The 24,764-nt window shown below is 64.5% G+C and carries 22 protein-coding genes; 9 read left to right on the forward strand and 13 right to left on the reverse strand.

The annotated features are described in order from the left end of the window. Window positions 1-90: 90 nt before the first annotated feature. The 6 genes from QA635_RS09500 to QA635_RS09525 all read right to left on the reverse strand — a co-directional run bounded on the left by QA635_RS09500 (window position 91) and on the right by QA635_RS09525 (window position 7,254). Window positions 91-1,173 (reverse strand): ABC transporter permease, encoded by a 1,083-nt coding sequence (locus QA635_RS09500; RefSeq protein WP_283068483.1) that lies wholly within the window; start codon window positions 1,171-1,173, stop codon window positions 91-93. Further along, window positions 1,173-1,937 (reverse strand): ATP-binding cassette domain-containing protein, encoded by a 765-nt coding sequence (locus tag QA635_RS09505; protein ID WP_283068484.1) that lies wholly within the window; start codon window positions 1,935-1,937, stop codon window positions 1,173-1,175. The genes QA635_RS09500 and QA635_RS09505 overlap by 1 nt, the downstream gene beginning before the upstream one ends. Window positions 1,938-1,972: 35 nt before the next feature. Continuing rightward, complete coding sequence (locus QA635_RS09510) at window positions 1,973-3,325, reverse strand: carbohydrate porin (RefSeq protein ID WP_283068485.1); 1,353 nt, start codon at window positions 3,323-3,325, stop codon at window positions 1,973-1,975. Between the two features lie 311 nt (window positions 3,326-3,636). Continuing rightward, window positions 3,637-4,698, reverse strand: a complete 1,062-nt coding sequence (locus QA635_RS09515) for an ABC transporter permease (protein WP_283068487.1) — start codon at window positions 4,696-4,698, stop codon at window positions 3,637-3,639. Then, window positions 4,695-6,221 (reverse strand): sugar ABC transporter ATP-binding protein, encoded by a 1,527-nt coding sequence (locus QA635_RS09520; protein WP_283068488.1) that lies wholly within the window; start codon window positions 6,219-6,221, stop codon window positions 4,695-4,697. The genes QA635_RS09515 and QA635_RS09520 overlap by 4 nt, the downstream gene beginning before the upstream one ends. A gap of 64 nt (window positions 6,222-6,285) precedes the next feature. After that, window positions 6,286-7,254, reverse strand: a complete 969-nt coding sequence (locus QA635_RS09525) for a sugar-binding protein (protein WP_283068489.1) — start codon at window positions 7,252-7,254, stop codon at window positions 6,286-6,288. A gap of 241 nt (window positions 7,255-7,495) precedes the next feature. Between QA635_RS09525 and QA635_RS09530 the strand changes: the two genes are divergently transcribed. The 3 genes from QA635_RS09530 to QA635_RS09540 all read left to right on the forward strand — a co-directional run bounded on the left by QA635_RS09530 (window position 7,496) and on the right by QA635_RS09540 (window position 10,440). Next, window positions 7,496-8,761 carry an ROK family protein gene (locus QA635_RS09530; protein WP_168855345.1) on the forward strand — a complete coding sequence of 422 codons (1,266 nt, stop codon included), beginning with the start codon at window positions 7,496-7,498 and terminating at the stop codon, window positions 8,759-8,761. Window positions 8,762-8,842: 81 nt separating this feature from the next. Continuing rightward, the gene (locus tag QA635_RS09535; RefSeq protein ID WP_283068491.1) at window positions 8,843-9,601 is read left to right on the forward strand and encodes an SDR family NAD(P)-dependent oxidoreductase; all 759 of its coding nucleotides are present in this window, start codon (window positions 8,843-8,845) and stop codon (window positions 9,599-9,601) included. 179 nt (window positions 9,602-9,780) lie between these two features. Then, window positions 9,781-10,440, forward strand: a complete 660-nt coding sequence (locus QA635_RS09540; RefSeq protein ID WP_283068493.1) for a TetR/AcrR family transcriptional regulator — start codon at window positions 9,781-9,783, stop codon at window positions 10,438-10,440. An 8-nt stretch (window positions 10,441-10,448) separates the two neighbouring features. On the opposite strand, the gene paaZ is transcribed toward QA635_RS09540, so the two are convergent. Together paaZ and QA635_RS09550 are read right to left on the reverse strand one after the other, a co-directional pair. Next, window positions 10,449-12,476 carry a phenylacetic acid degradation bifunctional protein PaaZ gene (gene paaZ, locus QA635_RS09545; protein WP_283071547.1) on the reverse strand — a complete coding sequence of 676 codons (2,028 nt, stop codon included), beginning with the start codon at window positions 12,474-12,476 and terminating at the stop codon, window positions 10,449-10,451. Window positions 12,477-12,592: 116 nt separating this feature from the next. Further along, complete coding sequence (locus QA635_RS09550) at window positions 12,593-12,784, reverse strand: hypothetical protein (protein WP_283068495.1); 192 nt, start codon at window positions 12,782-12,784, stop codon at window positions 12,593-12,595. A 335-nt stretch (window positions 12,785-13,119) separates the two neighbouring features. On the opposite strand from QA635_RS09550, the gene QA635_RS09555 reads away from it, so the two are divergent. Together QA635_RS09555 and QA635_RS09560 are read left to right on the forward strand one after the other, a co-directional pair. Then, window positions 13,120-13,797, forward strand: a complete 678-nt coding sequence (locus QA635_RS09555) for an AraC-like ligand-binding domain-containing protein (RefSeq protein ID WP_283068496.1) — start codon at window positions 13,120-13,122, stop codon at window positions 13,795-13,797. A gap of 86 nt (window positions 13,798-13,883) precedes the next feature. Beyond that, the gene (locus tag QA635_RS09560) at window positions 13,884-15,002 is read left to right on the forward strand and encodes a branched-chain amino acid ABC transporter substrate-binding protein (RefSeq protein WP_283068498.1); all 1,119 of its coding nucleotides are present in this window, start codon (window positions 13,884-13,886) and stop codon (window positions 15,000-15,002) included. Between the two features lie 154 nt (window positions 15,003-15,156). On the opposite strand, the gene QA635_RS09565 is transcribed toward QA635_RS09560, so the two are convergent. Both QA635_RS09565 and QA635_RS09570 read right to left on the reverse strand, forming a co-directional pair. Beyond that, window positions 15,157-15,624, reverse strand: a complete 468-nt coding sequence (locus tag QA635_RS09565; RefSeq protein WP_283068500.1) for a GFA family protein — start codon at window positions 15,622-15,624, stop codon at window positions 15,157-15,159. Beyond that, on the reverse strand, window positions 15,611-16,189 hold the full coding sequence (locus QA635_RS09570) for a TetR/AcrR family transcriptional regulator (protein WP_063790097.1): 579 nt from the start codon (window positions 16,187-16,189) through the stop codon (window positions 15,611-15,613). Before QA635_RS09570 ends, QA635_RS09565 begins: the two co-directional genes overlap by 14 nt. 80 nt (window positions 16,190-16,269) lie before the next feature. Between QA635_RS09570 and QA635_RS09575 the strand changes: the two genes are divergently transcribed. Continuing rightward, window positions 16,270-16,584 carry a monooxygenase gene (locus QA635_RS09575; RefSeq protein WP_283068502.1) on the forward strand — a complete coding sequence of 105 codons (315 nt, stop codon included), beginning with the start codon at window positions 16,270-16,272 and terminating at the stop codon, window positions 16,582-16,584. On the opposite strand, the gene QA635_RS09580 is transcribed toward QA635_RS09575, so the two are convergent. Continuing rightward, on the reverse strand, window positions 16,581-17,102 hold the full coding sequence (locus QA635_RS09580; RefSeq protein ID WP_283068504.1) for a hypothetical protein: 522 nt from the start codon (window positions 17,100-17,102) through the stop codon (window positions 16,581-16,583). The two genes, QA635_RS09575 and QA635_RS09580, sit on opposite strands and share 4 nt — an antisense overlap. Before the next feature lie 351 nt (window positions 17,103-17,453). Between QA635_RS09580 and QA635_RS09585 the strand changes: the two genes are divergently transcribed. From QA635_RS09585 to QA635_RS09595, 3 genes are all read left to right on the forward strand, one after another. Then, window positions 17,454-18,494 carry an aldo/keto reductase gene (locus QA635_RS09585; RefSeq protein ID WP_283068505.1) on the forward strand — a complete coding sequence of 347 codons (1,041 nt, stop codon included), beginning with the start codon at window positions 17,454-17,456 and terminating at the stop codon, window positions 18,492-18,494. Continuing rightward, window positions 18,491-19,345, forward strand: a complete 855-nt coding sequence (locus tag QA635_RS09590; protein WP_283068506.1) for an amidohydrolase family protein — start codon at window positions 18,491-18,493, stop codon at window positions 19,343-19,345. The genes QA635_RS09585 and QA635_RS09590 overlap by 4 nt, the downstream gene beginning before the upstream one ends. Window positions 19,346-19,466: 121 nt before the next feature. Next, window positions 19,467-21,806 carry a Tex family protein gene (locus QA635_RS09595; RefSeq protein WP_283068508.1) on the forward strand — a complete coding sequence of 780 codons (2,340 nt, stop codon included), beginning with the start codon at window positions 19,467-19,469 and terminating at the stop codon, window positions 21,804-21,806. A gap of 200 nt (window positions 21,807-22,006) precedes the next feature. Here the strand turns inward: QA635_RS09595 and QA635_RS09600 are convergent, their stop codons facing one another. Continuing rightward, a complete protein-coding gene (locus tag QA635_RS09600; RefSeq protein ID WP_283062735.1) occupies window positions 22,007-22,939 on the reverse strand; it encodes an IS110 family RNA-guided transposase in 933 nt (310 codons plus the stop codon). Window positions 22,940-23,147: 208 nt separating this feature from the next. Continuing rightward, the gene (locus QA635_RS09605; RefSeq protein WP_283068509.1) at window positions 23,148-24,611 is read right to left on the reverse strand and encodes a catalase; all 1,464 of its coding nucleotides are present in this window, start codon (window positions 24,609-24,611) and stop codon (window positions 23,148-23,150) included. Window positions 24,612-24,764 lie beyond the last annotated feature (153 nt).

Here is a 24,764-nt window from a genome sequence, read left to right on the forward strand (position 1 = left end):
CCTCCAAATTTCTTATCGTGCCTATCCGTTCAAATCTGCGGCTCCGGGAGGCGGATAGGCGGACATCCATGATCCTCCAGGACGAACTCTTCAGGCCATGCGCGAGCGGAGACGATCGACCAGCACAGCGGCGATGATGATCACGCCCACCAGGGTCTGCTGCCAGTACGAGTTGACCTGCGCGAGCACGAGGCCGTTGCGGATCACCTCGAGCAGCACGCAGCCGACAATGGCCCCGAGCGGGCCGCCGGCGCCGCCCGCGAGATTGGCGCCACCGATGACAGCGGCCGCAATCACGTTGAGCTCATAGGATGTCGCCATGTTCGCCGGCGCCGATCCCAGCCAGCCCGAGACGATGATGCCCTGCAGACCCGCCGCGAGCGCACAGATCACGTAGATCTCGATCTTCACCCGGACGACCGAAATGCCGGTCAGCGCGGCCGCCTTCTCGTTGCCGCCGACGGCAAAGACGTGGCGGCCGAAACCAGTGTGATGCAGCACGACGGCCATCGCCAGCGCGAGAACCACGAGATAGATGAACGGCGCCGGCATGCCGAACACAACGCCGGATGTCAGCGTGTAGAAATATTCGGCGTCGGGGCCACCGGGAAAACTGCCGCGGCCGTTGGAGACGACGTAGCCGAGGCCGCGCACGATCGAGAGCATGCCGAGCGTCGTGACAAACGGCGACAGTCCAAGCACCGCGATGCAGAAGCCATTGACGAAGCCGACAATCTGCGCGACGCCGAGCCCCGCCAGAACCGAGACGAGCAGAATCAAGCCGGGCATATTGGCAATCACGGTCTTGCCGTCAGGGGCTAAATGCACGAACCACTCCGCGCCGGGCATGCCCGGTGTCGAGACGTGCGTCATCACCATCGAGGTGATCATCGCGGAAAAGCACATCACGGAGCCGACCGAGAGATCGATGCCGCCCGTGATGATGACGAAGGTCATGCCGAGCGTGGCGATGGCGATGAAGGAAAAGTTCTTCGCCACATTCTGTATGTTGCCTGCGGTCAGGAAATAGGGGCTGGCGAAGTTCATCAGCACGAACAGCGCCGCCAGCGCCAGCAGGACGTAGCCGGTCTGCGAAGCGAACAGGCCGCTGCGCCACCATCTGGCCTTGCCGACATTGGTGAAGGTGAGGGGAGATTCCAGGGGCGTGGCCATCACGCGGCCTCCTTCGCTCCCGTGATGAGGGAGGTGACTTCCTCGGGGCTGGTGTCGCCGATCGCCTTGTCGGCGCGCTTTTCGCCGCGCCGCATGACGACGACGCGGTCGCAGACAGCGAACACGTCGGGCATGCGGTGCGAGATCAGCATGACCGCGACGCCCTGTTCCTTCAGGCGATGGATCAGGCCGAGGACCTGCTCGACCTGGCGAACCGAGATCGCGGCGGTCGGCTCGTCCATCATCACCAGCCTGGCGTTGGAGAGCCGCGTCCGCGCGATCGCGACCGCCTGGCGCTGGCCGCCCGACATCTGCTTGACGAGATCATTCGGGCGGGTCTCCGAGCGCAACTCGCCGAACAGCTCCAGCGCGCGCGCTGCCATCGCCTTGTGGTCGAGCAAGGCGAATGGACCAAGCTTGCGCTTGAGCTCGCGGCCGAGGAAAACATTGGCCGCCGCCGTGAGATTGTCGGCGAGTGCGAGGTCCTGGTAGACTACTTCTATGCCGACCGCCCGGGCATCGATCGGACGGGCGAAATGAACCGCCTTGCCGTCAAAGCGGATCTCGCCGCGACTTGGCGGAAAGTTGCCGGCAATGATCTTGACGAGCGTCGACTTGCCGGCGCCGTTGTCGCCCATCAGGCCGACCACCTCGCCGGGCGACACGCGGAGGTCGACGCCATGCAACGCGCGAATGGCGCCGAACTCCTTGCCGATGCCCTTCAACTCCAGGACTGCTAGCCCGGCGTCGTGAGGGGTTACCATGGCTGGCTTTGCTCAAGCATGCTGGCCACCTCCGCTCAGAAGTGCACCAGCGTGCGCAGACCGAGAATCCAGGCGTTGTCGGTCTTCACGCCGGCGGCATTGTACCCGCGCCCGCCAGGATGCATCACATACTGGGCGTCGAACTTCAGGTTCATCCAGCCCGTCGCCTGCCACCCGTACCAGGCTTCGATCGGAACTTCGTTTCCTCCGGCGTTGGGCGTGAGCGCAGCCGTATTCACATGGGTCGTACCGACCGCAAAGCCGACTTCGTCCTCCGGGCGCGAGGCGAACGTTCCGGTGTGCCTGAAGCCGAATGCGATCTGGTAATCCTGGTACGACGTGCGGTGGTCGGCGACGGTCGTATTGAGGAAGGTGTACCAGCCCTGTGCCTTGGGACCTTCAACCGTCAGCCGCTGCAGGATCGATTCGTAGACGCCATAACGACCGCGCGAATCTCCGAGATTCTGGTCCGAGACGCCGCCGGTGCCCGGAGAGATCGCAATGATCCCCGGCAGGCCGCCATCAATTGTCGATGCGCTGTCATACCAGCCGCCAAATCTCCAGGTCCCGTTCAACGGACCGCTCGGCGCCCAGACCACCTCGACCGGCACCAGCACGCCCGAGGCGGGGCTAGAGCCGGGGACACCCGGCAGGAAGTAAGTCGCGGAGTCCGACGTCGTCAGGTAGTTCGGGTTGGCATCGTAGACGCCGACCGAAAGCTGCCATTCCTTGGCGAAGTTGTAGTGCACCACACCGGCCCATTGGCTCACCGGCCAATTGTAGATGTAGCCACCCTGGATGTTGCCGGGCTGGCCGCCGCAGAAGGTCAGGTTGATGAACTCGCAGAGGCCAAAGAAGAAGTCGGAGCCGACCGGAAGACGGCCGCCCTTGAGCTCAAGGCGATCATCGAACAGCTTCTGCGAGTAGTAGAGTTCGGTCAGGCGAAGAATGCTGCCGCGGCCGAACACTTCGTTGGTCAGCTGCAGCGCCGGAATTCCCGCCTCGTCATTCAGGTTGCGGCCGAAGCGGTCGACCAGCGTGAGGCCAACAGTGCCGCCCTGGATACCGGCAAGTTTTGCCATGTCGAACTTGGCCTGAAAGAAAAGCTGTCCGGCTTGGGTCGCGGTGTTCCTGTTGCCGCCCGACAAATTGCCGACGGCTTCGTCGCCCAGCGTCAGGGCCAGCGAGATCCCTCGCTCCTTTAGTTGCGTCCTGCCGAGATCGCCGAACAGATATGGTCTTGTCCAGAAATCATCGGTCTCGGTGTAAGGCACCGGCGGAGCCTTCGTCATGAGATCGGCCGCATGCGCGCCGCCGCCGCTGAACAGAGATAACAACGCGATCCCCACGCCGCACGCCCGCGCGGTGTTTACAGACCTAAGTGACATTTTCTGCACTCCCAGCGTCCCCGGCTTTGTCTATTTTTGTGCCACGTTCCCGCCCAAAGCCCCTCAGCGGGGAACGTGGTCGTTTCAGTGCATCGATCCGTCAACCAGAGATGGAATCCGTACGCGCGCAAAGCCCTTCAAGACGGAGGCGAGGGGTCTGCCTGCGGCTCAGCTGGGCCAGGCTTGCTGCGCCAAATTGGATACGAGCGCCGCGAGCTTGATCGATCTTGCGCCTCGAACTCCTTCCCCTCGTTCCTCTACTCAAGCCGCCGCGACCATATTCCCGGTCCGGGTTCTTCCTTTTCGAGTTGTCATGCCTGATCGCCCGTCGTCGTCGGCAACGCAGCCGCGCTATGCTGAGCTGCGCCCTGCAGAATTGTGCTTTCCTTCGATCTTGGCGCAGTGCGGGCGAGGCCTGCCAGCGCGGCCTTGCGCCGTCGACGGGCCTGCAATTGCTGATCCGCCAGCACACCGATCAGGATCACGGTCCCCATCACCGCGAAGTTCAGCGAATTGGGAATACCGAGGATGTTCACAAGGTTCTGCAGCACCTGCAGCAACGCCGTCCCCAGCGCGATGCCCAGAATGGAGCCCTCGCCGCCGCGCAGGCTACAGCCGCCGAGGACGGCCGCCGCGATCGCATAGAGTTCGTAGAAGTTGCCGAAGGAACTCGGAGAAACCGAGTTGGTGTAGAACACAAACATCACGGTCGAGACGCCGGCGAGCCCGCCGCTGATGACATAGGCGGTCGCAATCACGAGATTAGTGTTGATGCCGGAGAAGCGCGCCGCTTCCTCGTTCTTGCCCACGGCATAAAGCCAGCGCCCGTAGACCGAGCGGTGCAACAGCACGCCGAGGATCAGCGCAAGGATGATCAGGAAGATGAAGGTGTTCGGGATGCCCGCAATATTACCGGAGGCGATATTGCTCAGCGTGCTCGCCTCGTCGCCGTAGCCGAAGCCGCGCGTCGAATCGCTGGTGTAGTAGCGCGCGGCGCCGCGATAGATCAGCAACCCGCACAGCGTTACGATGAAGGGCTGCATTTTCAGCCGCGTGATCAGGAAGCCCTGGATGCCGCCCAGCGCAAGCCCGCCCATCAGGACCAGCACCAGCGCGAACGGCCAAGGCACCTGATAGGTCGTCAGCAGGTCGACGAAGATGACGCCGAGCAGCGCGAACATCGAGCCGAGCGAAAGATCGATTCCTCCGGTGATGATGACGAGGCCTTCACCCAGCGCGAATACGCCGAACAGGCCGATCAGATTGGCCATGTTCAGCAGATTCACGACCGACAGGAAGGCCGGATTGATCGCGCCGGTGATGGCGGAGATCACCGCCAGCAGCAAGAACAGGCCGAGTTCCTTCTTCATCATGGCGCAGCGGCCTCCATGGTTTCGAGTGCTTGGCCGACCGCCAGCCTCAACACGTTGTACTCGCTGAACTGGTCGCGCTCGATCACGCCGCTGACACTGCCTTCATGCATCACCGCCACCCGGTCGGAGACGCCGATGACTTCCTCCATGTCCGAGGAGATCATCACGATCGCGACGCCCTGGTCGGCGAGGCTGCGCATCAGCGCGTAGATCTCGCTCTTGGCGCCGACGTCGATGCCGCGGGTCGGCTCGTCGAAGAACATCACGCGCGGCTGCATGGAGAGCCACTTGCCCAGCACCACTTTTTGCTGGTTGCCGCCGGAGAGCGTCACGGCTTCGATGTCGATGCTCGGCGCCTTGATGGACAGCCGCCTGGCCTGGTCTTTGGCGATTCTGCGCTCGGCCGCCCCGTTGACCAGCCACATCCGCGCATGATCCAGCAGGCTCGCGAGCGTCACGTTCTCCCGGATCGGCAGTTCCAGCACCAGACCGGATTTCTTGCGATCCTCCGGCACCAGGTAGATCCCTTGCCTGATCGCGTCCCGCGGCGAGGCGACGCCGACCGGCGCGTTGTCGATCCGGATCTCGCCGCCCAGCAGCGGATCGACGCCGAACACCGCGCGGGCAAGCGAGGTGCGGCCGGCGCCGACGAGCCCGGCGAGGCCGAGGATCTCGCCGCGCCGCACCGACAGATTGATCTGCCGGTCAGGAAAGGCAGTGGTCACGACGCCGGCGATATCGCAGCCGCCGGGCTGCGGCGTGCAGGATGGCGGTGTATACAGCGCCTTCAGGTCGCGGCCGATCATCAGCCGGATCATGCCGGCGTGGCTGAGCTCGTCGCGCGCCAATTCCCCCACCGTGCGCCCGTCGCGCAGCACCACGACGCGATCGGCGCAGCTCATGATCTCGCCGAGCCGGTGAGAGATGTAGATCACCGAGATGCCGTGCGTCTTCAGGTCGGCAATCACCTCAAGCAGCCGCTCCGTCTCCGAAATCGTCAGGCTGGAGGTCGGTTCGTCCATGATGATGACGCGGGCGTCGATCGAGAGCGCCTTGGCTATCTCCACCATCTGGCGCTCCGCGATCGACAAATTCTCGACCAGCGTGCCCGGCATGAAATCGGCGCCCAGCCGTTCCAGCAGCGGCATCACGCGGGCGTGCATCTGCGCATTGTCCACCAGCTTCAGCGGGCCGCCGGCCAGCTTCTCGCGTCCGATGAAGACATTGGCCGCGACGTCGAGATTCTCGAACAGGTTCAGTTCCTGGTGCACGAAGGCGATGCCAGATCGCGTCGCCTCGGTCACCGTCATCCGGGCGTGCTCGGTGCTGCCGATGCGGATCACGCCGGCGCTCGGCGCGATCACGCCGGCGAGCACGCGCATCAGCGTCGATTTGCCGGCGCCGTTCTCGCCGACCAGGCCCAGCACCTCGCCGCGATTGACGCGCAAATTGACGTCGTCGAGCGCCCTGACGCCGGGATAGGTCTTGCTGATTCCGCTGAGTTCCAGCAGCGTTTCCGCCATTCGGCATGTCCTCCTGCACAACGCCCGGCGGCCTGTGGCGGCCGGGCGTTGAAGCCGACTGAAGTTACTTCTTGAGCAGTTCCTTCAGATGTGCGGCGAACTCCGCGACGTTGGTCTTGCTGATCACCTTGGTCGGCACGATCAGCTTGCTGTCCTTCGGAATCCAGGACTTGTCGCCGTTCAGCGTCTTGATGATGTTGGTGGCGGAGAGATAGCCGAACTCGTAGGGCTGCTGCACGACCGTGGATTCGATCGTGCCGTCGGAAATGCCGCGCAGCGTCCGCTGATCCTCGTCGAAGCCGACGATCTTGACCTTGCCGGCCTTGCCTGCGGCCTTCACCGCGTCATAGATCAGCGGCGTCTCGTAGCTCCACAGGCCGGACAGCAGCGCGATGTCGGGATATTTGACGAGCACGTTCTCCATGTTCGCCTTGGCCTTGGCGAAGTCCACCTGGTCGGTGAACACGTCGACCAGTTCGACCTTGGTGCCGGCGATCGCTTCCTTGATGCCCTGCACCCGCTCGCGGGCGTTGTCGGCGTCCATCGTTCCGACGAACAGTGCGATCTTGCCGCCGTTCGGCAGCGCCTTCTTGATCTCCTCGCCGGCCTGTCGCCCCGCCGCGACGTTGTCGGTGCCGATATAGGCGAGGCGATTGCTCTGCGGCGCGTCGCTGTCCGTGGTGATCAGCACGGTCTTGGCCGCAACCTTGTTAAGTTCTTCGGTTGCATGCGGTGCATCGTCGACCGAGATCGAGATACCGGCGACGCCGCGCACCAGCAGATCATCCAGTTCGCGCCGCTGGCCGGCCGCCGTCCCTTCATTGGTGACGATCAATTCGATATTGTAGTCCGGGTGCTCCTTCTGCGCCTTCTCAAGCCCACGGCTCGCGATGGTCCAGAAGTCGGCCGCGACATTGGTCACCAGCGCGATGGTGGTCTTTTTCTGCTGTGCCTGTGCTACCCCCGTCGCCATGGCGAGCGCGGCAGCGCCCGCCAAGAGCGGCACGATCAATTTTCTGGTTGAGACATTCATATGCACCTCCCTGTCGACACCCCCGGTGAGGGGATTCACGCCCGGCGCTTTCCACGCCTTATTTTATTCACTCAACTAATAAATTAGCGCGACAAAATGTCCAGTCAAGGATGTTCATAATCACGCCTTCGGCCAATAATAGTATGGGAGTGATATTTTTCAGTCGCTATCCGCGCTTTTTGAACCCACAAACGAGTAGCCCGCGTTGAATAATTTCATCAAGCGAATTAAAAGGCGCAATATGAACGAACAGCCCGAGCCGTTGAGACGTGCTTCGAGCCTGGCCCGCGGATCGAACCCCGGCCGTCTCGTCGAGGTACTGCGACGCCAGGGGCCGTTGCCGCGGGTCGAGCTCGCACGCAGCACGGGCCTGAGCTTCCCCGCCATTTCGGCCATCACGTCGAAGCTGATGGCGGAGGACCTGCTGTGCGAAGCCGAGACAGATGCGGCGACGCTGTGGCCCGACGACGCCGACGAAGAGGACGCGGATGGTGGCCGTCGCCGCGGCCGGCCGGCAGTCCTGCTGACCCTGAATCCCGAATTTGGCCGCATCATCGCGGTCTCGCTGCGCATGAATCTGGTCGAGACACTGATCGCCGATTTCAGCGGCTCCGCCCTGGCGCAATCGCGACTTGAACTCGCGACGCGCGCGCTCGATGCAAGCGCACTATGCGAGCTCGTGATCGCACAGATCGACGCCATGCTTGAGGCGACCGCCACGCCGCGACATCGCTTGCTCGGAATCGGAATAGCGCTGCAGGGCATCGTCGACGGCGATACCGGCCGGCATCTGTGGAGCCCGGCGCTGTCGATCACCGACGTCGATCTTGCCAAGCCGATCCACCAGGCGTTCGCTGTCGAAGTCGTGATGGCGAACGACGCGGTCGCGGTCGCGCTGTCCCTCGCTGCCGCCGAACCGGCACTGGCGCAGGGCCTCACGGCCACGATCATGGTGGGCCACGGCGTCGGCATGGGCATCATTGTCGACGGTGAAGCGCGCTGGGGTGCCGGCGCGGGCAGTGAGATCGGTCATGTCAAATTGGCGCTGAACGGCCCGCAATGCCGCTGCGGTCAGCGCGGCTGCATCGAGGCCCATCTTGCCGACTATGCGCTTTACCGCGATGCCCGCACCTTTCTCGACCTGCCGCCGGCGGCGTCGCAGCAACCGTCCGAGGCGCAGATGGCTCTGTTGCGCGATCGGGCGCGGAGCGGCGATTCCCGTCTCGAGCACTTGTTCCAGCAGGCGGGTCACGCGCTTGCCGAAGCGGTCGCCACGACGATATCGGTGCTGCGCCCGCATCATGTCATCCTCGCAGGTCCCGGCCTGCAGGCATTCGACATGATGCGCAGTGCCTATGAGGAGAGGCTCGACCAGGCGGTGCTGCCGTGGCTGCTCAAGTCCACGGCAATATATGTGCGTCCAAGCGAGTCGGCGACCATCGTCGACGGCATGGTGCGGCGGACGCTGCGGGTCGTGGACCGCAGCCTCATGGAGACAACCGAGTGAACCTCGGAATCTGTGGCCCTTTTGCCTGAGCCGCAGCAACGCAACCGACGCCCTTCAGGCGCCAATATCGAGAGGATGCCAATGCAGGGCGCCATCTATCCAAGTCTCAAGGACCGGACCGTACTGGTCACCGGCGGCGGTTCCGGCATCGGCGAGGCGATCGTCCGCCGGTTCATCGGCCAGGGCGCGCGGGTCGGATTCATCGATATCGACCTGACGTCGTCGGAGCAGCTGCTGTCCGATCTCGGGGCGCAAGCCCGCGTGCACTTCGAACATGCCGATCTGCGCGATATCGGCGCGCTGCGGCGCGCAGTCGCCGGCCTCCGCGAGGCGCTCGGGCCGGTCACCATCTTGGTCAACAATGCGGCCCGCGACGACCGTCACGCGATTGAGGACGTCACACCGGAATTCTGGGACGAGCGGATCGCCGTCAACCTGAAGCACCAGTTCTTCAGCGCCCAGGCGGTCGCGCCGGACATGAAGCAGGCAGGGGGCGGTTCGATCGTCAACATCGGCTCGGTGAGCTGGGTGATCGGCCAGGGCAACATGCCTTGCTACACAACGGCCAAATCAGCCGTTCAGGGACTCACCCGGGCGCTGGCCCGCGATCTTGGGCCGCACAACATACGGGTCAATTCCATCCTGCCCGGATGGATCATGACCCAGCGGCAGCAGGATCTGTGGTTGACGTCTGAAGGCGTGGCCGAGCTGATGCAGCGCCAATGCCTCAAGCGCAAACTCGTGCCTGATGATATCGCCCGCGTCGTGCTGTTCTTTGCCGCCGATGACAGCGGTGCCTGCACCAACCAGAGCCATATCGTGGATGGTGGCTGGGTCTAGCGGTTCATCCAGGCGTCACCTCGAGACTGAGGCGCCATTCCAACTCAGCCATGGAATTGTCCGACCGGATGGTCAATAAATAGCGGTTCGGAGGCGGGGCTGCGGTCGCGGAACTTTGCGGCTCTTGACAGACATCTTTGGACGATGGCCGAACGGCCGCCTGGTGGAACGGACAAGACATGGCCCGATCGCGCGCCAAGGACTATGACGACAAGCGCCTCTCGATGCTGCATCGCTCGGCCGAGCTGTTCGCCGCATCGGGATATGTCGGCACGTCGATGAACACCATCGCCGATGCCTGCGGGGTTTCGAAGGCGCTGCTCTATCACTATTATCCCGACAAGGAAGCGATCCTGTTCGATATCCTGTCGTCGCACCTCGCGAAGCTGGTGGCGGCGGTCCGCAAGGCGAGCGCACAGGCCGGCGATCCGGTCGCGCGCTTCAGGACGATCGTTGCGACCCTGCTCGAGCTCTACCGGCATGCCGACGCCGAACATCAGGTCCAGATCTCAAGTCTCAAGCTGTTGCCGAAGGACAAGCAGCAGCCGCTGCTCGCAAGCGAGCGGATCCTGGTCGGGATCATGTCGGACGCACTCGCCGCCGCCGTGCCGGCGGCGAAGCACAAGCGCCTGCTCAAGCCGCTGACGATGAGCGTCTTCGGCATGCTGAACTGGCATTACATGTGGTTTCGCGAGGGCGGGCCGATGACCCGCGCCGAATATGCTGGTTTCGTCGCGCAACTCGTGCTGGCCGGCGCCGACGATGCCGCGGCCGCCGTCACCCGGCCGCGCGGCAAGGCGAGATCGGCCGGCCGCAGCCGGCAGGCCGAGTTGCTCTGACGCGCCTCCTAACCCCGCATCGCGTTCATGGTCAGCAGCTCGTAGGTCGCCGCGGTTTCGCCGGTGCCGGTCGTGATCTCGACGTCCCAGCGTACCTCGCCATATTGCTTGTTGCGCGGCATCTTCTCCTTCGCGGTCAGCCGCACCTGGATCTGTTCGCCGGGCTGGACGGGTTTGACGAAGCGCAGCGAGTCGAGGCCGTAATTCGCCAGCACCGGCCCGTAGTCGGGATCGACGAACAGGCCGGCCGCAAACGACAGCAGCAGATAGCCATGCGCGACGCGGCCCGGGAAGAACGGATGCCCCTTGGTCGCTTCCTCGTCCATATGGGCGTAGAAGGTGTCGCCCGTGAAATGCGCGAAGTGCTCGATGTCGTCGAGCGTGATCTGCCGCGACTTCGAGACCAGCGTGCGGCCGATCTCGAGATCGTCATAGTGATAGCGGAACGGGTGCAGGTCGCCTTCGAGCATCGGGCTGCCCTTGAACCAGCGGCCGGTGACGCCGCTCAGCATCGCCGGCGAGCCCTGCAAGGCAGTGCGCTGCATGTAGTGCTGGAGGCTGCGGACGCCGCCCAGTTCCTCGCCGCCGCCGGCCCGGCCGGGGCCGCCGTGAACCATCTGCGGCATCGGCGAACCGTGTCCGGTGTGCTCGCTCGCGCAGTCGCGGTCGATGATCGCGACGCGACCGTGAAAACTGCCGATGCCAAACGCCAGTTCGGTCGCGGCCCGGATGTCGTGCGTGTAGATGGATGCGACGAGGCTGCCGCCGCCGCGATTGGTCAGCGCGATGGCCTGCTCCAGATCGTCGTAACCCATCACGGTGCTGACAGGCCCGAACGCCTCGATCTCGTGGACTGCGGATGCGGCGAGCGGCTTGGCGCAATGCAGCAGCAGCGGCGGAACGAAGGCGCCGCGCTTCGCGTCGGCATCGAGCAGCCCGAAGTTGCCGGGATCGCCGGCCACCAGTTCGGCTTCGGCGCGAAGCTTCGCGACATGGGCAAGCACATCGCTGCGCTGGCCGAGCCCGACTAGCGGCCCCATCCTGACCTTGTCGTTTTCGGGATTGCCGATCGTGACCTTGGCCAGACGGTCGCGCAGCGCCGTGATCACGGCATCGAGCTGCGCCGACGGCACCAGCGCGCGACGGATCGCGGTGCATTTCTGGCCGGCCTTGACCGTCATCTCCTTCGCCACTTCCTTGACGAAGAGGTCGAACTCCGGACTTCCCGGCACTGCGTCCGGAGCGAGGATTGCGGCGTTCAGCGAATCCCGTTCGGCGATGAACCTGACCGCCTCGCGCGCGATGACCGGATGCCGCTGCAGTTTTTGCGACGTGTCGGCCGAGCCTGTGAAGGATACCACGTCCTGGCAGGTCAGATGGTCGAGCAGGTCGCCGGTCGATCCGACGATGAATTGCAGCACGCCTTCGGGCAGCACGCCGGATTCGGTGATCAGCCGGACCAGCTCGTAGGCCACATAGGAGGTGACCGTCGCGGGCTTCGTCACGACGGGCACGCCGGCCAGCAGCGCCGGCGCCAGCTTCTCCAGCATGCCCCAGCACGGGAAGTTGAATGCGTTGATGTGCACGGCGACGCCGTGCAGCGGCATGACGATATGCTGACCGGCGAATGCACCAGCCTTGGAGAGCCCCTCGACATTGCCATCGAGCAGGAATTTGCTGTTCGGGAGCTCGCGGCGGCCCTTGCCAGCATAGGCGAACAACGTGCCGATACCGCCGTCGACGTCGATCATTGCGTCGGTGCGGGTTGCGCCTGCGTGGAATGACAGTTTGTAGAGCCGGTCCTTGTGCTGGGTCAGATAGTCGGCCAGCGCCTTCAGTAGGCCCGCGCGCTGATGGAACGTCAGCTTTCTGAGATGTTTGCCGCCGATCGCGCGGCCATAGGCGAGGATCTCGCGCATGTCGAGATCGCTCCTGATGGTGACCGCCACCACATCGCCGGTGACGGCACTGTGAATCTCGGCTGCCGGTTCGCCCGGGCCGGACCATTTTCCGCGCACGAAGCTGTCGAGCTTCATGACGTTGCCCGCCGTCCGTGCACCACTGGATTGAGGCTGTGTCATCGCAATTGGACCTTCTGACTTGTGATCAATGATGCGTCTCGCCTTGACGGCGGAACGTTCAATCCGAACGTTCAAGCTTTGGCTCGTCCGACAAAGCGCGTCGCGCGCTTTTCGAGAAAGGTGTTGAGCGTCACGACGCGATATCCGGCGCGGATATCGGTCAACACCAAATCGCTGACCATGATGACCTCCCGTTGCGGCTTCTGGTGGCCGAAGGTCGCGTGACCTGCGCTTGGATTACTATTGACCGTCCGGTCAGTCAATTATAATCCGCGTAACGGCTTGGCATGACGACACCGGGCAATATCGAGTGAGCACGATTTCGGTCTCGGTTGCATTTCAGACCCGACAAGAACGTCAGGATGATCCGGCCGAGCATCGCTTGTCTGCAGCAAAAGTGCCGACGCGTAAGCACGGTCCCGTGCACTCGAGCGGTGTCATGCTGCCACAAATCGGCCCCATATCACCGGCGACCTCCCGCCGCCATGAGAATTGGCCGATGACGATGCAGTCGCCGGATATCGCCGGGTTTCGGTTCTCGACCGCGGATTTCGGCGAGCGCGACCGCTTGCCGATCTTTCGCGAGCAGATCGGGCGGATGATCGTGAAGCTCGATCCGGAGCCACTGAGCGTCGGCGCGTTCCATGCCGAAGCCAATGTGCGCGAGCTGCCTGGGCTCGGGATCGGGTCCTGGGCGTGCAGCAACCTCAAGATCGCACGGCCGCGCGAGCTGCTCGACGGCAATGACGACCTTGTGCTGACGATCATCACGAGCGGCAACGCCCGCGCGTCGCAGCGCGGCCGCGACATCGAGCTGGGCCCGGGGCAGGCCGTGCTGGAGTCGAGCGCGGAGGTCGGCAACATGGTGGTCCCGGTCTCGCCGAGCCGTTTCGTCGGTCTCAGGCTCCCGCGCAAGGCGCTGGCACTGCTGGTCCGCGATCCCGAGGACATGCTGAACCGGTCGTTGCCCGCGAACACCGAGGCGATGCGTCTGCCGGCGCTCTACATCAGGGAGCTTGACGACAGCTACCAGCTCGCGACGCCCAAGCTGCGCGGCGCCGTCGTCCGGCATCTGGTCGATCTCGGGCGACGTCGCAAACTGCGCTCTCCGCCAGCCTGTGTGCTGTCGCGCACACAACATCGCCGCCCAATCACGTCCGCTGTGGGCGATTTCAGACGTCAATGCACGACAACGTGTTTCACATTGTTGCCCGATGTCGCATATGTCCAATCCCCCGTCGCCTCAGTCCGAGCCTGCCAATCGTCTCGCGCTTAAACGGCAGCCCCCCGGCGATCGTTGCAATCGGCGGATTCGTCGACTGCGATGCATTGAGGCGACTTGAGACCATCGAGGAGAATGTGATGAAGTTTGCACTTCGAGGATATTTCCTTGCGCTCGGCGCGAGCCTGGCCTTGTCCGGCGCCGCCACGGCACAGGATATCAGTGTTGCCGTGGTCGGGCCGATGACCGGCTCCGAGGCGAGCTTTGGCCAGCAGTTCAAGAACGGTGCTGATCTCGCGATTGCCGACATCAATGCGGCGGGTGGCGTGCTTGGCAAGAAGCTGAAGCTGGAGGTCGGCGACGATGCCTGCGATCCGAAGCAGGCGGTGTCGGTTGCCGAGAAGATGGCAGGCGCGAGGATTCCGTTCGTCGTTGGGCATTTCTGCTCATCGACCTCGATCCCTGCGTCGGACGCCTATGCCGAGGGCAATGTGCTGCAGATCACGCCGGGCTCGACCAATCCGCAATTCACCGAGCGCGGGTTGTGGAACACATTCCGTGTCTGCGGCCGGGATGACCAGCAGGGCACGGTTGCGGCCGCCTACATTATCAAGAACTGCAAGACCAAGAACGTCGCGATCATCCACGACAAGACGACCTACGGCAAAGGCCTTGCCGACGAAACGAAGAACGCCATCAACGCCGCGGGCGTGAAGGAAAAGCTCTATGAGGCCTATACCAAGGGCGACAAGGATTTTGCTGCCCTGGTATCCCGCTTCAAGAAGGAGTCGATCGATTTCGTCTATGTCGGCGGCTATTATGCCGAGGCAGCGTTGATCCTGCGCCAGATGCGCGAGCAGGGCGTCAATGCGGTGCTGATGGGCGGCGACGCCCTGGTCGACAAGCAGTTCGCCGCGATCGCAGGTCCGCTCGCCGAAGGCTCGCTGTTCACCTTCTCGCCCGACCCGCGCAAGAAGGCGACCGCGGCCGCGACCTTGAAGAAGTTCAAGGACAAGGGCATCGATCCCGACGGCTACACGCTCTACAGCTATGCCGCGTTCCAGATCTGGAGCCAGGCCGCAGCCCGTGCCCAGACCACGGACGCCAAGAAGGTCGCGGCGGCCATCAAGGCCGGAAGCTGGGATACCGTGCTCGGCAAGATCAGCTACACGCCGAAGGGTGACATCACCCTGATCGACTACGTCGTGTACCGCCGCGACAAGGACGGCAACTACGCCGAACTGCCGGCCGGTCAATGATCGCCGGAGCGTTTTCGAGCGAAGCTGATATCGGTTCGCGTGAAGAAAACGCGTCAGAGCAAAATCGAGAGCCACCGTTCCGATGCAATCGGAACGGTGGCAACCCTGGCCAGGCTGAATCCGTTCCCGCTGCGTTCGTGACCGGCGCGTCCGGTCACACGTTCCGGGCAAAGCGCGCAGCGCCGGGGATCGGCGTGAGCCATGCGACGGCGCGATCGGTATAGATCTCGGCTTGCGGCTGCAATCCCTCCATGCTGTCAAGCGTGCCGGCTTTCACCACGACCTTGCCGGGCATCAATGCGGTCTTCGCCAGCAGAGGGGACCCGCAGCGCCCGCAGAAATGACGATGGACCGGATGGCCGCTGTCGCCCTTGTCGACGAACATCACCGTCTCGCCCGACTGCTGGTAGTCGGCTTCGCGGATCACGAGGTTGAACGAAAACAGGCTGCCGCTTTGCCGCTGGCAATGTGTGCAATGACATATCGCGATGCTCCGCGGTTCGCTCTTGAGCGTGTAACGCACCGCGCCGCACAGGCAGCCGCCGTTCCGTTCCTGCATGCTGGTTTCTCCCATTCGATGACGCCGTCGCCGCAACAAGGACGCCGCCTCAGGCGTCGCCAATCACGGCATCGATGAACGTGGTGGCCGACTCCCTCAACTGCTTGCGGCTGTATCCGGCGCGCTCCATCACGGCGAGCCCGCGCGTGAACGTCACGATGACGCGCGCCAGCCGGTTTGCATCGGCCGTGCTGCGCCTGTTCGGCGCCGCGCTGATGGCTTTGCCGACCAGCTGCTCGAGCCGGGTGAGCACGTCCAGCACGCGCTGACGCACATCCGCGCTCGAAATGGCAGCGTCCAGCGCGGTGCGCGTCGTCAGGCAGCCCCGCTGCGGCGTGCCGTTCGTCATGTTGACGATGATCATGTCAAAGAAGTCCCTCAGTCTCGCCGAGGTATCGCCCTGCGCCAGCGCGCTGCCGGCCGCGTCCAGGAATTGCGCGGCATACTGATCGAAGGCGCGCAGGAAGATCGCTTCCTTGTCGCCATAGGCGTTGTAGAGGCTGCCGCGCTGGACGCCGGTCGCGGCCGCGAGGTCCTGCATGGTCGCATCGTGCAGGCCCTTGCGCCAGAACACGTCTAGCGCGGTTGCGATCATCTCGTCCTCGTCGAACTGACGCACGCCCACCATTCGATCCACTCCATCGGGTCATTGTTGACACAATCGTCAATATTGACAATGATGTCAAGAATGAACCCGAGGAGATCCGGATGATTACCGCTGTCACGACGTTCAAGCTGCCGAAGCCGATCACGCGCGAGGAAGCTCGCAGCATCTTCCTGAGTACCGCGCCGATCTATCGCGGCATTCAGGGGCTGTTCCGAAAGACCTATTTGCTGTCCGAGGACGGGATGACGGCCGGCGGTATCTATTTCTGGGACTCGAGAGTGGAGGCGGAAGCGCTGTACACCGATGCGTGGCGCGCCCGCGCACGGGAGAAATATGGCGCCGATCCGATCGTCACCTATTTCGAGAGTCCTGTGGTGGTCGACAACCTTGCCCAGCAGATTGTTGCCGACGATTAGCAACGAAGCGGCGGTGGCGGATGCGCATCACGGGTGCGCGGCGGCGCTCGGACCAGCTCGCGCGCGATCCAGACCGCCGCCGGTCCATGTGCGAGCTCGGCAACCGCCGCGACGGATCTCAGCCAGATCGGCGCGAGCTTCGGTGATAGCGGCAGGTGGTTCGCGATCTGCCGGCGAAACAGCTCGTCATCGGGCAGTCCCGTGATTGGAGCGGTGAATGCCTCCGGCGGCAATCTTCGCAGCCACAGCGGAATGCCCGCCGCGGCCGCGGCGTCCGCGAGCGAGCGGCCGTCGATGACGGATGCGCGTGCGCGCGCCGAAGCGATCCCGGCTCGCGGGACCGCCAGCGCGAATAGCAGCGCAGGGAAGCTCGCGGCAAGGTCCGCAAGACGCGTGTGCCGCATGGCCAGCGCGCGGACCTTTCCCTGAACGTGTGGATGATACCTCCGCAGCTGATGTTCGAGCAGCACGGAGCGTGTGGCCTCGCGACGAGAGGTCACCAGAAGCGTCGAGGTCATGACAACAGTTCCGCAAGCGCGGAGCCGAAGGCCCGCGGCAGATTCGATTGCGTGTGGGTGTTGCGATTTCACCCGGGATCCGATCCCGGGACGCGCGTCAAATATCGCGCGGCGAACCCGGGAAGCGCACAGACCTGAACATCGTCGCCTCCTGCGTTGAAGTTGCGGAGCGCTCCCATAGCCTATCTCCCGCCGATGGGCAACGTGAAGCTGTGCATTGCGCTTTAGCGATGTGGTGCGTGCGCGATGAGAGACCACACCGCGGCGTCGGCCGCCAAGGTCTCTTCACGATCCTGGTCAACGACGCTAGTCTGATGAGGGGCTAACAAGAAACGCAGGCGGGAGGCCATAATGACCCAACAACAATCCTCCGATCCAGGCTCCCCGGCACTGCCACGCCGCAGGCTCGGCCGCACCGGGCTCGATGTCTCCATTCTCGGCTTCGGCACGGCGCCGCTCGGCGACCTGTTCGCACGGCTCGACGACACTGCTGCGATCGCAGCAGCGGAGCGGGCGTTTGCGCTGGGCATCAACCTGCTGGATTCCTCGCCGCTCTACGGCCATGGCCTCGCCGAACACCGCAGCGGCACCGCGCTGCGCCGCGTGGCGCGCGACAACGTCGTCGTCTGCACCAAGGTCGGGCGCTGGATGGACCCGTTCCACGGCCGCGGCTCCAATTTCGCCGGCGGCGCGCCGCATCGCGCGGTGTTCGACTATTCCTATGACGGCACCATGCGCTCGGTGGAGCAGTCGCTGCTGCGGCTCGGCACCGATCGCATCGACCTGCTGCTGATCCACGACGTCGACGTCTGGACCCACGGAACTGACGCGATCGAGGCGCGGTTTCGCGAGGCGATGGAAGGCGCCTATGTCGCGCTCGACAAGTTGCGTTCCGAGCGCGTGGTCAAGGGCATCGGGATCGGCGTCAACGAGGCCGAGATGTGCGTGCGCTTCGCCAAGGCCGGAACGTTCGACACCATGCTGCTTGCCGGCCGCTACTCGCTGCTCGAGCAACCCGCACTCGCCGAATTCCTGCCGCTGGCGCAAGCAAAGGACATCGGCATGATGCTCGGTGGCGTCTTCAACTCCGGCATCCTGGCGACCGGCGCGGTTGCCGGTGCCAAGTACAATTACAAGGATGCGCCGCCGGACGTGATGCAGAAGGTGGCGGCGATCGATCGGGTCTGCCGCGCCCACAACGTGGCGCTGCCGACCGCGGCGCTGCATTTCGCGCTCGGCCATCCGGCGGTGGCAAGCCTCGTGCTCGGCGCGCAGACGCCGCAGGAGGTCGAGCGCAACGTCGCCGCGTTGTCGTCGCCCGCGCCTGCCGCGCTGTGGCGCGACCTGAAGAATGAGGGGCTGCTCGACCAGCATGCGCCGGTGCCGACATGATGCGGATCGACGCCCATCACCATGTCTGGACCTTGGCGCGCGCGGATTACGGCTGGCTGACGCCCGAGCGCGGGCCGATCTACCGCGACTTCGGCCTGGCCGATCTCGCGCCGCATCTCGCCGCGGCCGGGATCGAAGGCACCATCCTGGTGCAGGCCGCGCCGACTGAAGCGGAGACCACATTTTTGCTTGATATCGCAAAAGGCGCCGAGCAGGTGCGCGGCGTGGTCGGCTGGATCGACTTCGACGCCGCCGACGCCGCGGCGCGGATCGACGCGTTTGCCGGGCGCGAGCTCCTGGTCGGTCTGCGGCCGATGGTGCAGGACATCGCCGGTGACGACTGGCTGCTGCGCCCCGAACTGGCGGCGCCGCTCGAGGCCATGGCGCGGCATGACCTCGTCTTCGACGCGCTGGTGCTGCCGCGCCATTTGCCGCGGCTCATTCAGGTGGTCGATCGCCATCCGGACCTGCAATTCGTGCTCGACCATTTCGGCAAGCCGCACCTTGCGACCGGCGACATCGCAGCCTGGAAGGACGACATCGCAAGCCTCGCCACACGATCCAACGTCGTCTGCAAACTCTCGGGCCTTGCGACCGAGGCGGCACCGAACTGGCAGGTTGCCGATCTCAGCGAGGCCGTGGATCATGCACTGGCATGTTTCGGGCAGCAGCGGATGCTGTGGGGCAGCGACTGGCCCGTCGTCAATCTCGCCGGCGGCTATGCGCACTGGTTCGCGGCGGCGGAGACCTTGCTGGCTGATTTGTCAAGTGACGCGAGGGCCGCGATTTTCGGCGGCAACGCCGCGCGCATCTATTTGTCAAGCCGCGGACGGCCAACATCCCGGAAATAGATTGCGGCCCGCGCCCAATTTGATCCACAGCGCGCCTTGATGAATCAATCCGGGATGGTTCATAAGCGGCCTCCGCGCCATCGGTGATCCGGCGGCGCAACGGAATTTCAGAGAGACGGGCGTGGCAAAGATTCATCATCAGATTGCGCAGGAGCTGGGTGTTCGCGACGAACAGGTCGAGGCGGCGGTGACGCTGCTCGACGGCGGCGCCACGGTGCCGTTCATCGCGCGATACCGCAAGGAGCTCACCGGCGCGCTTGATGACGCCCAGCTGCGCGCGCTGGAAGAACGGCTGACGTATTTGCGCGAGCTCGAGGAGCGCCGCACCGCGGTGCTCAATTCGATCCGCGAGCAGGGCAAGCTCGACGCCACGCTCGAGGCCCAGATCATGGCCGCCGACAGCAAGGGCCGGCTCGAGGACATCTATCTGCCCTACAAGCCGAAGCGTCGCACCAAGGCCGAGATCGCCAAGGAAGCCGGCCTCGAGCCGCTCGCCGATCAGCTTCTGACGCAGCCCGAGAGCGATCCGAACGAGGCCGCGACGCCCTTCGTCAATGCCGAGAAGCAGGTGGCCGACGTCGCCGCGGCGCTCGACGGCGCGCGCGCGATCCTGGTCGAGCGCTTCGCCGAGGATGCCGACCTGATCGGCGCGCTGCGCGAGGAGATGTGGTCGAACGGCATCATGGCCTCGACCGTCCGCACCGGCAAGAAGACCGGAGGCGAGAAGTTCAAGGACTATTTCGATTTCTCCGAGCCGCTGCCGAAGCTGCCGTCGCACCGCATCCTGGCACTGTTCCGCGGCGAGAAGGAAGAGATCCTCGACCTCGCGATCAAGCCGGAGGCGCAGGAGCCGGTCGTAGGCCAGCCCGGCCTCTACGAGCTCAAGATCATGAACCGCTTTGCGATCTCGAACCAGGGCCGCAAGGGCGACAAATGGCTGACCGAGACGGTGCGCTGGGCCTGGCGCACCAAAATCCAGATCCATCTTAACATCGATTTGCGGCTGCGGCTGTGGACCGCGGCCGAGACCGAGGCGGTGCGCGTGTTCGCCTCGAATCTGCGCGACCTCTTGCTCGCGGCGCCGGCCGGCGCGCGCGCCACTATGGGGCTCGATCCCGGCTATCGCACCGGCGTCAAGGTCGCGGTGATCGATGCGACCGGCAAGGTGGTGGCGCATACGGCGATCTTCCCGCACGAGCCGCAGCGGCGCTGGGATGAGGCGCTCGCCATTCTCGGCAAGCTCGCGATCGAGCATGGCGTCGAGCTGATTGCGATCGGCAACGGCACCGCCTCGCGCGAGACCGACAAGCTCGCCGCCGAGCTCGTGAAGCGGCTGCCCGAGCGCAAGATGACCAAGATCGTGGTCTCCGAAGCCGGCGCATCGGTCTACTCGGCCTCGGCCTTCGCCTCGAACGAATTGCCCGACCTCGACGTCACCATTCGCGGCGCGGTCTCGATCGCGCGGCGCCTGCAGGATCCCTTGGCCGAGCTGGTCAAGATCGATCCGAAGGCGATCGGCGTCGGCCAATACCAGCACGACCTCGGCGAGGCCAAGCTCGCGCGCTCGCTCGATGCCGTGGTGGAAGACTGCGTGAACGCGGTCGGCGTCGATGCCAATACCGCCTCGGTGCCGCTGCTCGCGCGAGTGTCGGGCATCGGCCAGGGACTGGCGCAGAGCATTGTGCAGCACCGCGATGCCAACGGCCCGTTCAAGTCGCGCAAGGCGCTGAAAGAGGTGCCGCGGCTCGGGCCGAAGGCGTTCGAGCAGTGCGCCGGCTTCCTGCGCATCAGCAATGGCGAGGATCCGCTCGATTCATCCGGCGTGCATCCGGAAGCCTATCCAGTGGTACGCCGCATCCTCGAGGCGACCAAGAGCGACATCAAGGCGCTGATCGGTAATGCCGACGTGGTGCGGGGTCTCAAGCCGCAGTCCTTCGTCGACGATACGTTCGGATTGCCGACCGTCACCGACATTCTGCGCGAGCTGGAAAAGCCCGGCCGCGACCCGCGTCCGGCGTTCAAGGCGGCGGTGTTCAAGGAGGGCGTCGAGGAGGTCAAGGACCTCAAGAAGGGCATGATTCTCGAGGGCACCGTGACCAACGTTGCCGCGTTCGGCGCGTTCGTCGATATCGGCGTGCACCAGGATGGGCTGGTGCACATCTCGGCGATGTCGCGGAATTTCATCAAGGACCCGCGCGAGGTGGTGAAGCCCGGCGACATCGTCAAGGTCAAGGTGCTGGACGTCGAGGTCGCGCGCAAGCGCATCGCGCTGACGCTGCGGCTTGACGACGAGATCGGGCCGAAGAAGGACAATGCGGCGCCGTCGCGCGATTTCTCGCGCGGCTCCGGCAAGATGACGTCGTCGGCTCCGCGCCGGCCGCAGGAGCAGTCCGGCGGCGGCGCGCTCGCCGACGCACTGCGCCGCGCGGCCGAGAAGAACGGACGCGGCAAGCCGACCTGAGCCGCGGAGGAGGGCGGCGAGCCGAGTTCGCCGCCTTGTTCGAAATCGGCCACCTGACGCTTCTGGCTGAGTTGCCTAAGCTGTCCCCGTCATCCTGAGGTGCGAGCTCTTGCGAGCCTCGAAGGATGCACGGCCCCATCTCTGGTCGATTCATCCTTCGAGGCGCGCAAGCGCGCGCACCTCAGCGACTGTGTTCTTCGTCAAGCGGGTTGCCATGGTTTTTGGTCCCTGAGCATGGCGTTGAGGGTTGTGAGGACTTTGCGTGCAACGGCGATGAGGGCGACCATCTTGGGCTTTCCAGCGGTCACCAGGCGTCGGTAGAAGACCTTGAGCTGCGGATGGTATCGGCTGGCCGACAGGGCGGCCATGTAGAGCCCGGCGCGCAGCTTGGCCCTTCCACCGCCGATCATGCTCTTGCCCTTCCAGCGGCCCGACTGGCGGGTGAACGGGGCAAGACCGGCGAGGCTCGCAATCTGACGCCGATTGAGCGTGCCGAGCTCGGGCACCTCGGCGAGGAAGGTCCGTGCGAGGGTGTTGCTCACGCCAGGAAAGCTGACCAGCAACTCCTCCTTGGCGCGCCAGACTGGCGAGCCGCGCACCAGCGTGTCGATGTCGTTGTCGATCTCCGGCAGCTCCTTCTCGAGGACCTTGATATGGCGGGCAAGGCTCTTGCGGACGCGGACGTTCTCGGCCCGCTTCTCGCGCTGACGCTCGGCAACGATCATCTCGATGATCTGCCGTCGGCGGCTGACCAGTTCGGCCAGCAGCCGGGCTTCCTGATCCGGCATCGCACGCGGCTCCGGCTGCACCGCCTCGACAAACCGCGCGATGACCGCCGCATCGATCGGGTCCGTCTTGGCGCGCTGGCCAACCGCCTGCGCGAAGTGCCGGATCTGGGCCGGGTTGACCACCACCAGCGGCAGCCGGGCGCCGGCCAGCGCCGCAGCAACGATCGTCTCGAAGCCGCCGGTTGCCTCCACCGCAATCAGCGCCGGCGAGATCGCCTGCAAGCGCGCAACGAGCTCTTCCAGGCCTTTGCCGTCACGCGCCACGGCAAAGGCTTCTCCGCTCGGACGGACATGCACGTCCAGTCGGTCCTTCGACACATCAATGCCAACGTAGATCGCGTCCATCTGCACCCATCCTTGCGCAACCGGGCTCGCCAGGCGGCCCTCGCGACTGTTCGGGTTCAATGGAACAACGGACGGGGCGCCGCGCTGAGGTCCGGGCTTCAAAGCCCTGGGATGAAGCGGTCTCCCGTCCGTTACCGCACCGGACACTCTATCCGATCCAGTGCCTCCTGACTTACAAGGATGACGGGGCCGAAGGGGGCCGTCCCGGCTACAACTCTCCGGCAGCAAACCTCGCCAGCGCATCCGCAACGCCCTTGCCGTAGGCCGGGTCGGCCTTGCTGCAATTCGCGACGTGCCGTTCCTGGATGTGCTTCGACGCATTGCCGACCTGACGGGCGGTGTTGTCGAACAGGACCTGCTTTTGCGCGGCATTCATCTTGCGAAACAGGTCGCCCGGCTGCTGCCAGTGGTCGTCATCCACGCGATGATCCCAATGCGCAGCCGCGCCTGACAATTCGAGTGGCGGCTCGTTCAGTTGCGGCTGATCGGTCCACTCGCCATGGCTGTTCGGCCAGTAGGTCAGCGTGGCGCCCAGATTGCCGTCGGTGCGCATCGCGCCGTCGCGGTGATAGCTGTGGAACGGGCATTTCGGCGCGTTGACCGGAATCTGGTGGTGGTTGACGCCGAGCCGGTAGCGCTGCGCGTCGCCATAGGAGAACAGGCGGGCCTGCAGCATCTTGTCCGGCGAATAGCCGATGCCTGGCACGACATTCGCCGGCGTGAACGCCGCCTGCTCGACTTCGGCGAAGAAGTTCTCCGGATTGCGGTTGAGCTCGAAATGCCCGACCTCGATCAGCGGATAATCCGCCTTGGGCCACACCTTGGTCAGATCGAACGGATTGAACGGGAATGCCTTGGCCTGTGCATCCGTCATCACCTGGATGAACAGCGTCCAGCGCGGGAAGTCGCCGCGCTCGATGTTCTGGAACAGGTCGCGCTGGTGGCTCTCTCGGTCCTTGCCGACCAGCGCCTCGGCCTCGGCATCGGTCAGGTTCTGAACGCCCTGCCGGGTGCGGAAATGGAATTTCACCCAGACGCGCTCATTGTCGGCATTGATCATGCTGTAGGTGTGGCTGCCGAAGCCGTGCTGGTGACGGAAGCTTTTCGGGATGCCGCGCTCGCTCATGACGATGGTGACCTGGTGCAGCGCTTCCGGCAGCAGCGTCCAGAAATCCCAGTTCATGTCGGGGTCGCGCACCCCCGTGCGCGGATGCCGCTTGATGGCGTGGTTGAGGTCGATGAAGCGCAAGGGATCGCGGAAGAAGAACACCGGCGTGTTGTTGCCGACCACGTCCCAATTGCCTTCATCGGTGTAGAATTTCAGCGCGAAGCCGCGAATGTCGCGCTCTGCGTCCGCCGCGCCGCGCTCGCCGGCGACCGTCGAGAACCGCGCGAACATCGGCGTCTGCTTGCCGATCTCCGAGAAGATGCTGGCCTTGGTGTAGCGCGTGATGTCGTGGGTGACGGTGAACGTGCCGTGCGCGCCGGCGCCCTTGGCATGCATCCGCCGCTCCGGGATCACCTCGCGGTGAAAATGCGCCAGCTTCTCGATCAGCCAGACATCCTGCAGCAATGCGGGTCCGCGCGGCCCCGCCGTCAGGATGTTGACATTATCGGCAACGGGGGCGCCGGAGGCGTGGGTCAGAAACGGCCTTTTGGTCTCGTCGCTCATCGAAAGCTCCTTGCTGAAGGTCAGCACTTCGCCGTCCCGGCGCCCTCAGGGAGGCCAGGCGAAAGGCGATTGCATCGCGGGTTGGATGACGGCCGGCGTGGAGGGGAGAGTCCGGTGATCGACAGATTGTGAAGCGGGTCTGCGATCCCTCGA

The organism is Bradyrhizobium brasilense, from assembly GCF_029714345.1.
Lineage (GTDB): Bacteria > Pseudomonadota > Alphaproteobacteria > Rhizobiales > Xanthobacteraceae > Bradyrhizobium > Bradyrhizobium australafricanum.

Excerpts from the sequence above, each read along its gene's own strand:
- QA635_RS09500 (WP_283068483.1), bottom strand. The coding sequence starts at position 1,173 with ATGGCCACGCCCCTGGAATCTCCCCTCACCTTCACCAATGTCGGCAAG.
- QA635_RS09505 (WP_283068484.1), bottom strand. The coding sequence starts at position 1,937 with ATGGTAACCCCTCACGACGCCGGGCTAGCAGTCCTGGAGTTGAAGGGC.
- QA635_RS09510 (WP_283068485.1), bottom strand. The coding sequence starts at position 3,325 with ATGTCACTTAGGTCTGTAAACACCGCGCGGGCGTGCGGCGTGGGGATC.
- QA635_RS09515 (WP_283068487.1), bottom strand. The coding sequence starts at position 4,698 with ATGATGAAGAAGGAACTCGGCCTGTTCTTGCTGCTGGCGGTGATCTCC.
- QA635_RS09520 (WP_283068488.1), bottom strand. The coding sequence starts at position 6,221 with ATGGCGGAAACGCTGCTGGAACTCAGCGGAATCAGCAAGACCTATCCC.
- QA635_RS09525 (WP_283068489.1), bottom strand. The coding sequence starts at position 7,254 with ATGAATGTCTCAACCAGAAAATTGATCGTGCCGCTCTTGGCGGGCGCT.
- QA635_RS09530 (WP_168855345.1), top strand. The coding sequence starts at position 7,496 with ATGAACGAACAGCCCGAGCCGTTGAGACGTGCTTCGAGCCTGGCCCGC.
- QA635_RS09535 (WP_283068491.1), top strand. The coding sequence starts at position 8,843 with ATGCAGGGCGCCATCTATCCAAGTCTCAAGGACCGGACCGTACTGGTC.
- QA635_RS09540 (WP_283068493.1), top strand. The coding sequence starts at position 9,781 with ATGGCCCGATCGCGCGCCAAGGACTATGACGACAAGCGCCTCTCGATG.
- paaZ (WP_283071547.1), bottom strand. The coding sequence starts at position 12,476 with ATGAAGCTCGACAGCTTCGTGCGCGGAAAATGGTCCGGCCCGGGCGAA.
- QA635_RS09555 (WP_283068496.1), top strand. The coding sequence starts at position 13,120 with ATGATCGTGAAGCTCGATCCGGAGCCACTGAGCGTCGGCGCGTTCCAT.
- QA635_RS09560 (WP_283068498.1), top strand. The coding sequence starts at position 13,884 with ATGAAGTTTGCACTTCGAGGATATTTCCTTGCGCTCGGCGCGAGCCTG.
- QA635_RS09570 (WP_063790097.1), bottom strand. The coding sequence starts at position 16,189 with ATGGTGGGCGTGCGTCAGTTCGACGAGGACGAGATGATCGCAACCGCG.
- QA635_RS09575 (WP_283068502.1), top strand. The coding sequence starts at position 16,270 with ATGATTACCGCTGTCACGACGTTCAAGCTGCCGAAGCCGATCACGCGC.
- QA635_RS09580 (WP_283068504.1), bottom strand. The coding sequence starts at position 17,102 with ATGACCTCGACGCTTCTGGTGACCTCTCGTCGCGAGGCCACACGCTCC.
- QA635_RS09585 (WP_283068505.1), top strand. The coding sequence starts at position 17,454 with ATGACCCAACAACAATCCTCCGATCCAGGCTCCCCGGCACTGCCACGC.
- QA635_RS09590 (WP_283068506.1), top strand. The coding sequence starts at position 18,491 with ATGATGCGGATCGACGCCCATCACCATGTCTGGACCTTGGCGCGCGCG.
- QA635_RS09600 (WP_283062735.1), bottom strand. The coding sequence starts at position 22,939 with ATGGACGCGATCTACGTTGGCATTGATGTGTCGAAGGACCGACTGGAC.
- QA635_RS09605 (WP_283068509.1), bottom strand. The coding sequence starts at position 24,611 with ATGAGCGACGAGACCAAAAGGCCGTTTCTGACCCACGCCTCCGGCGCC.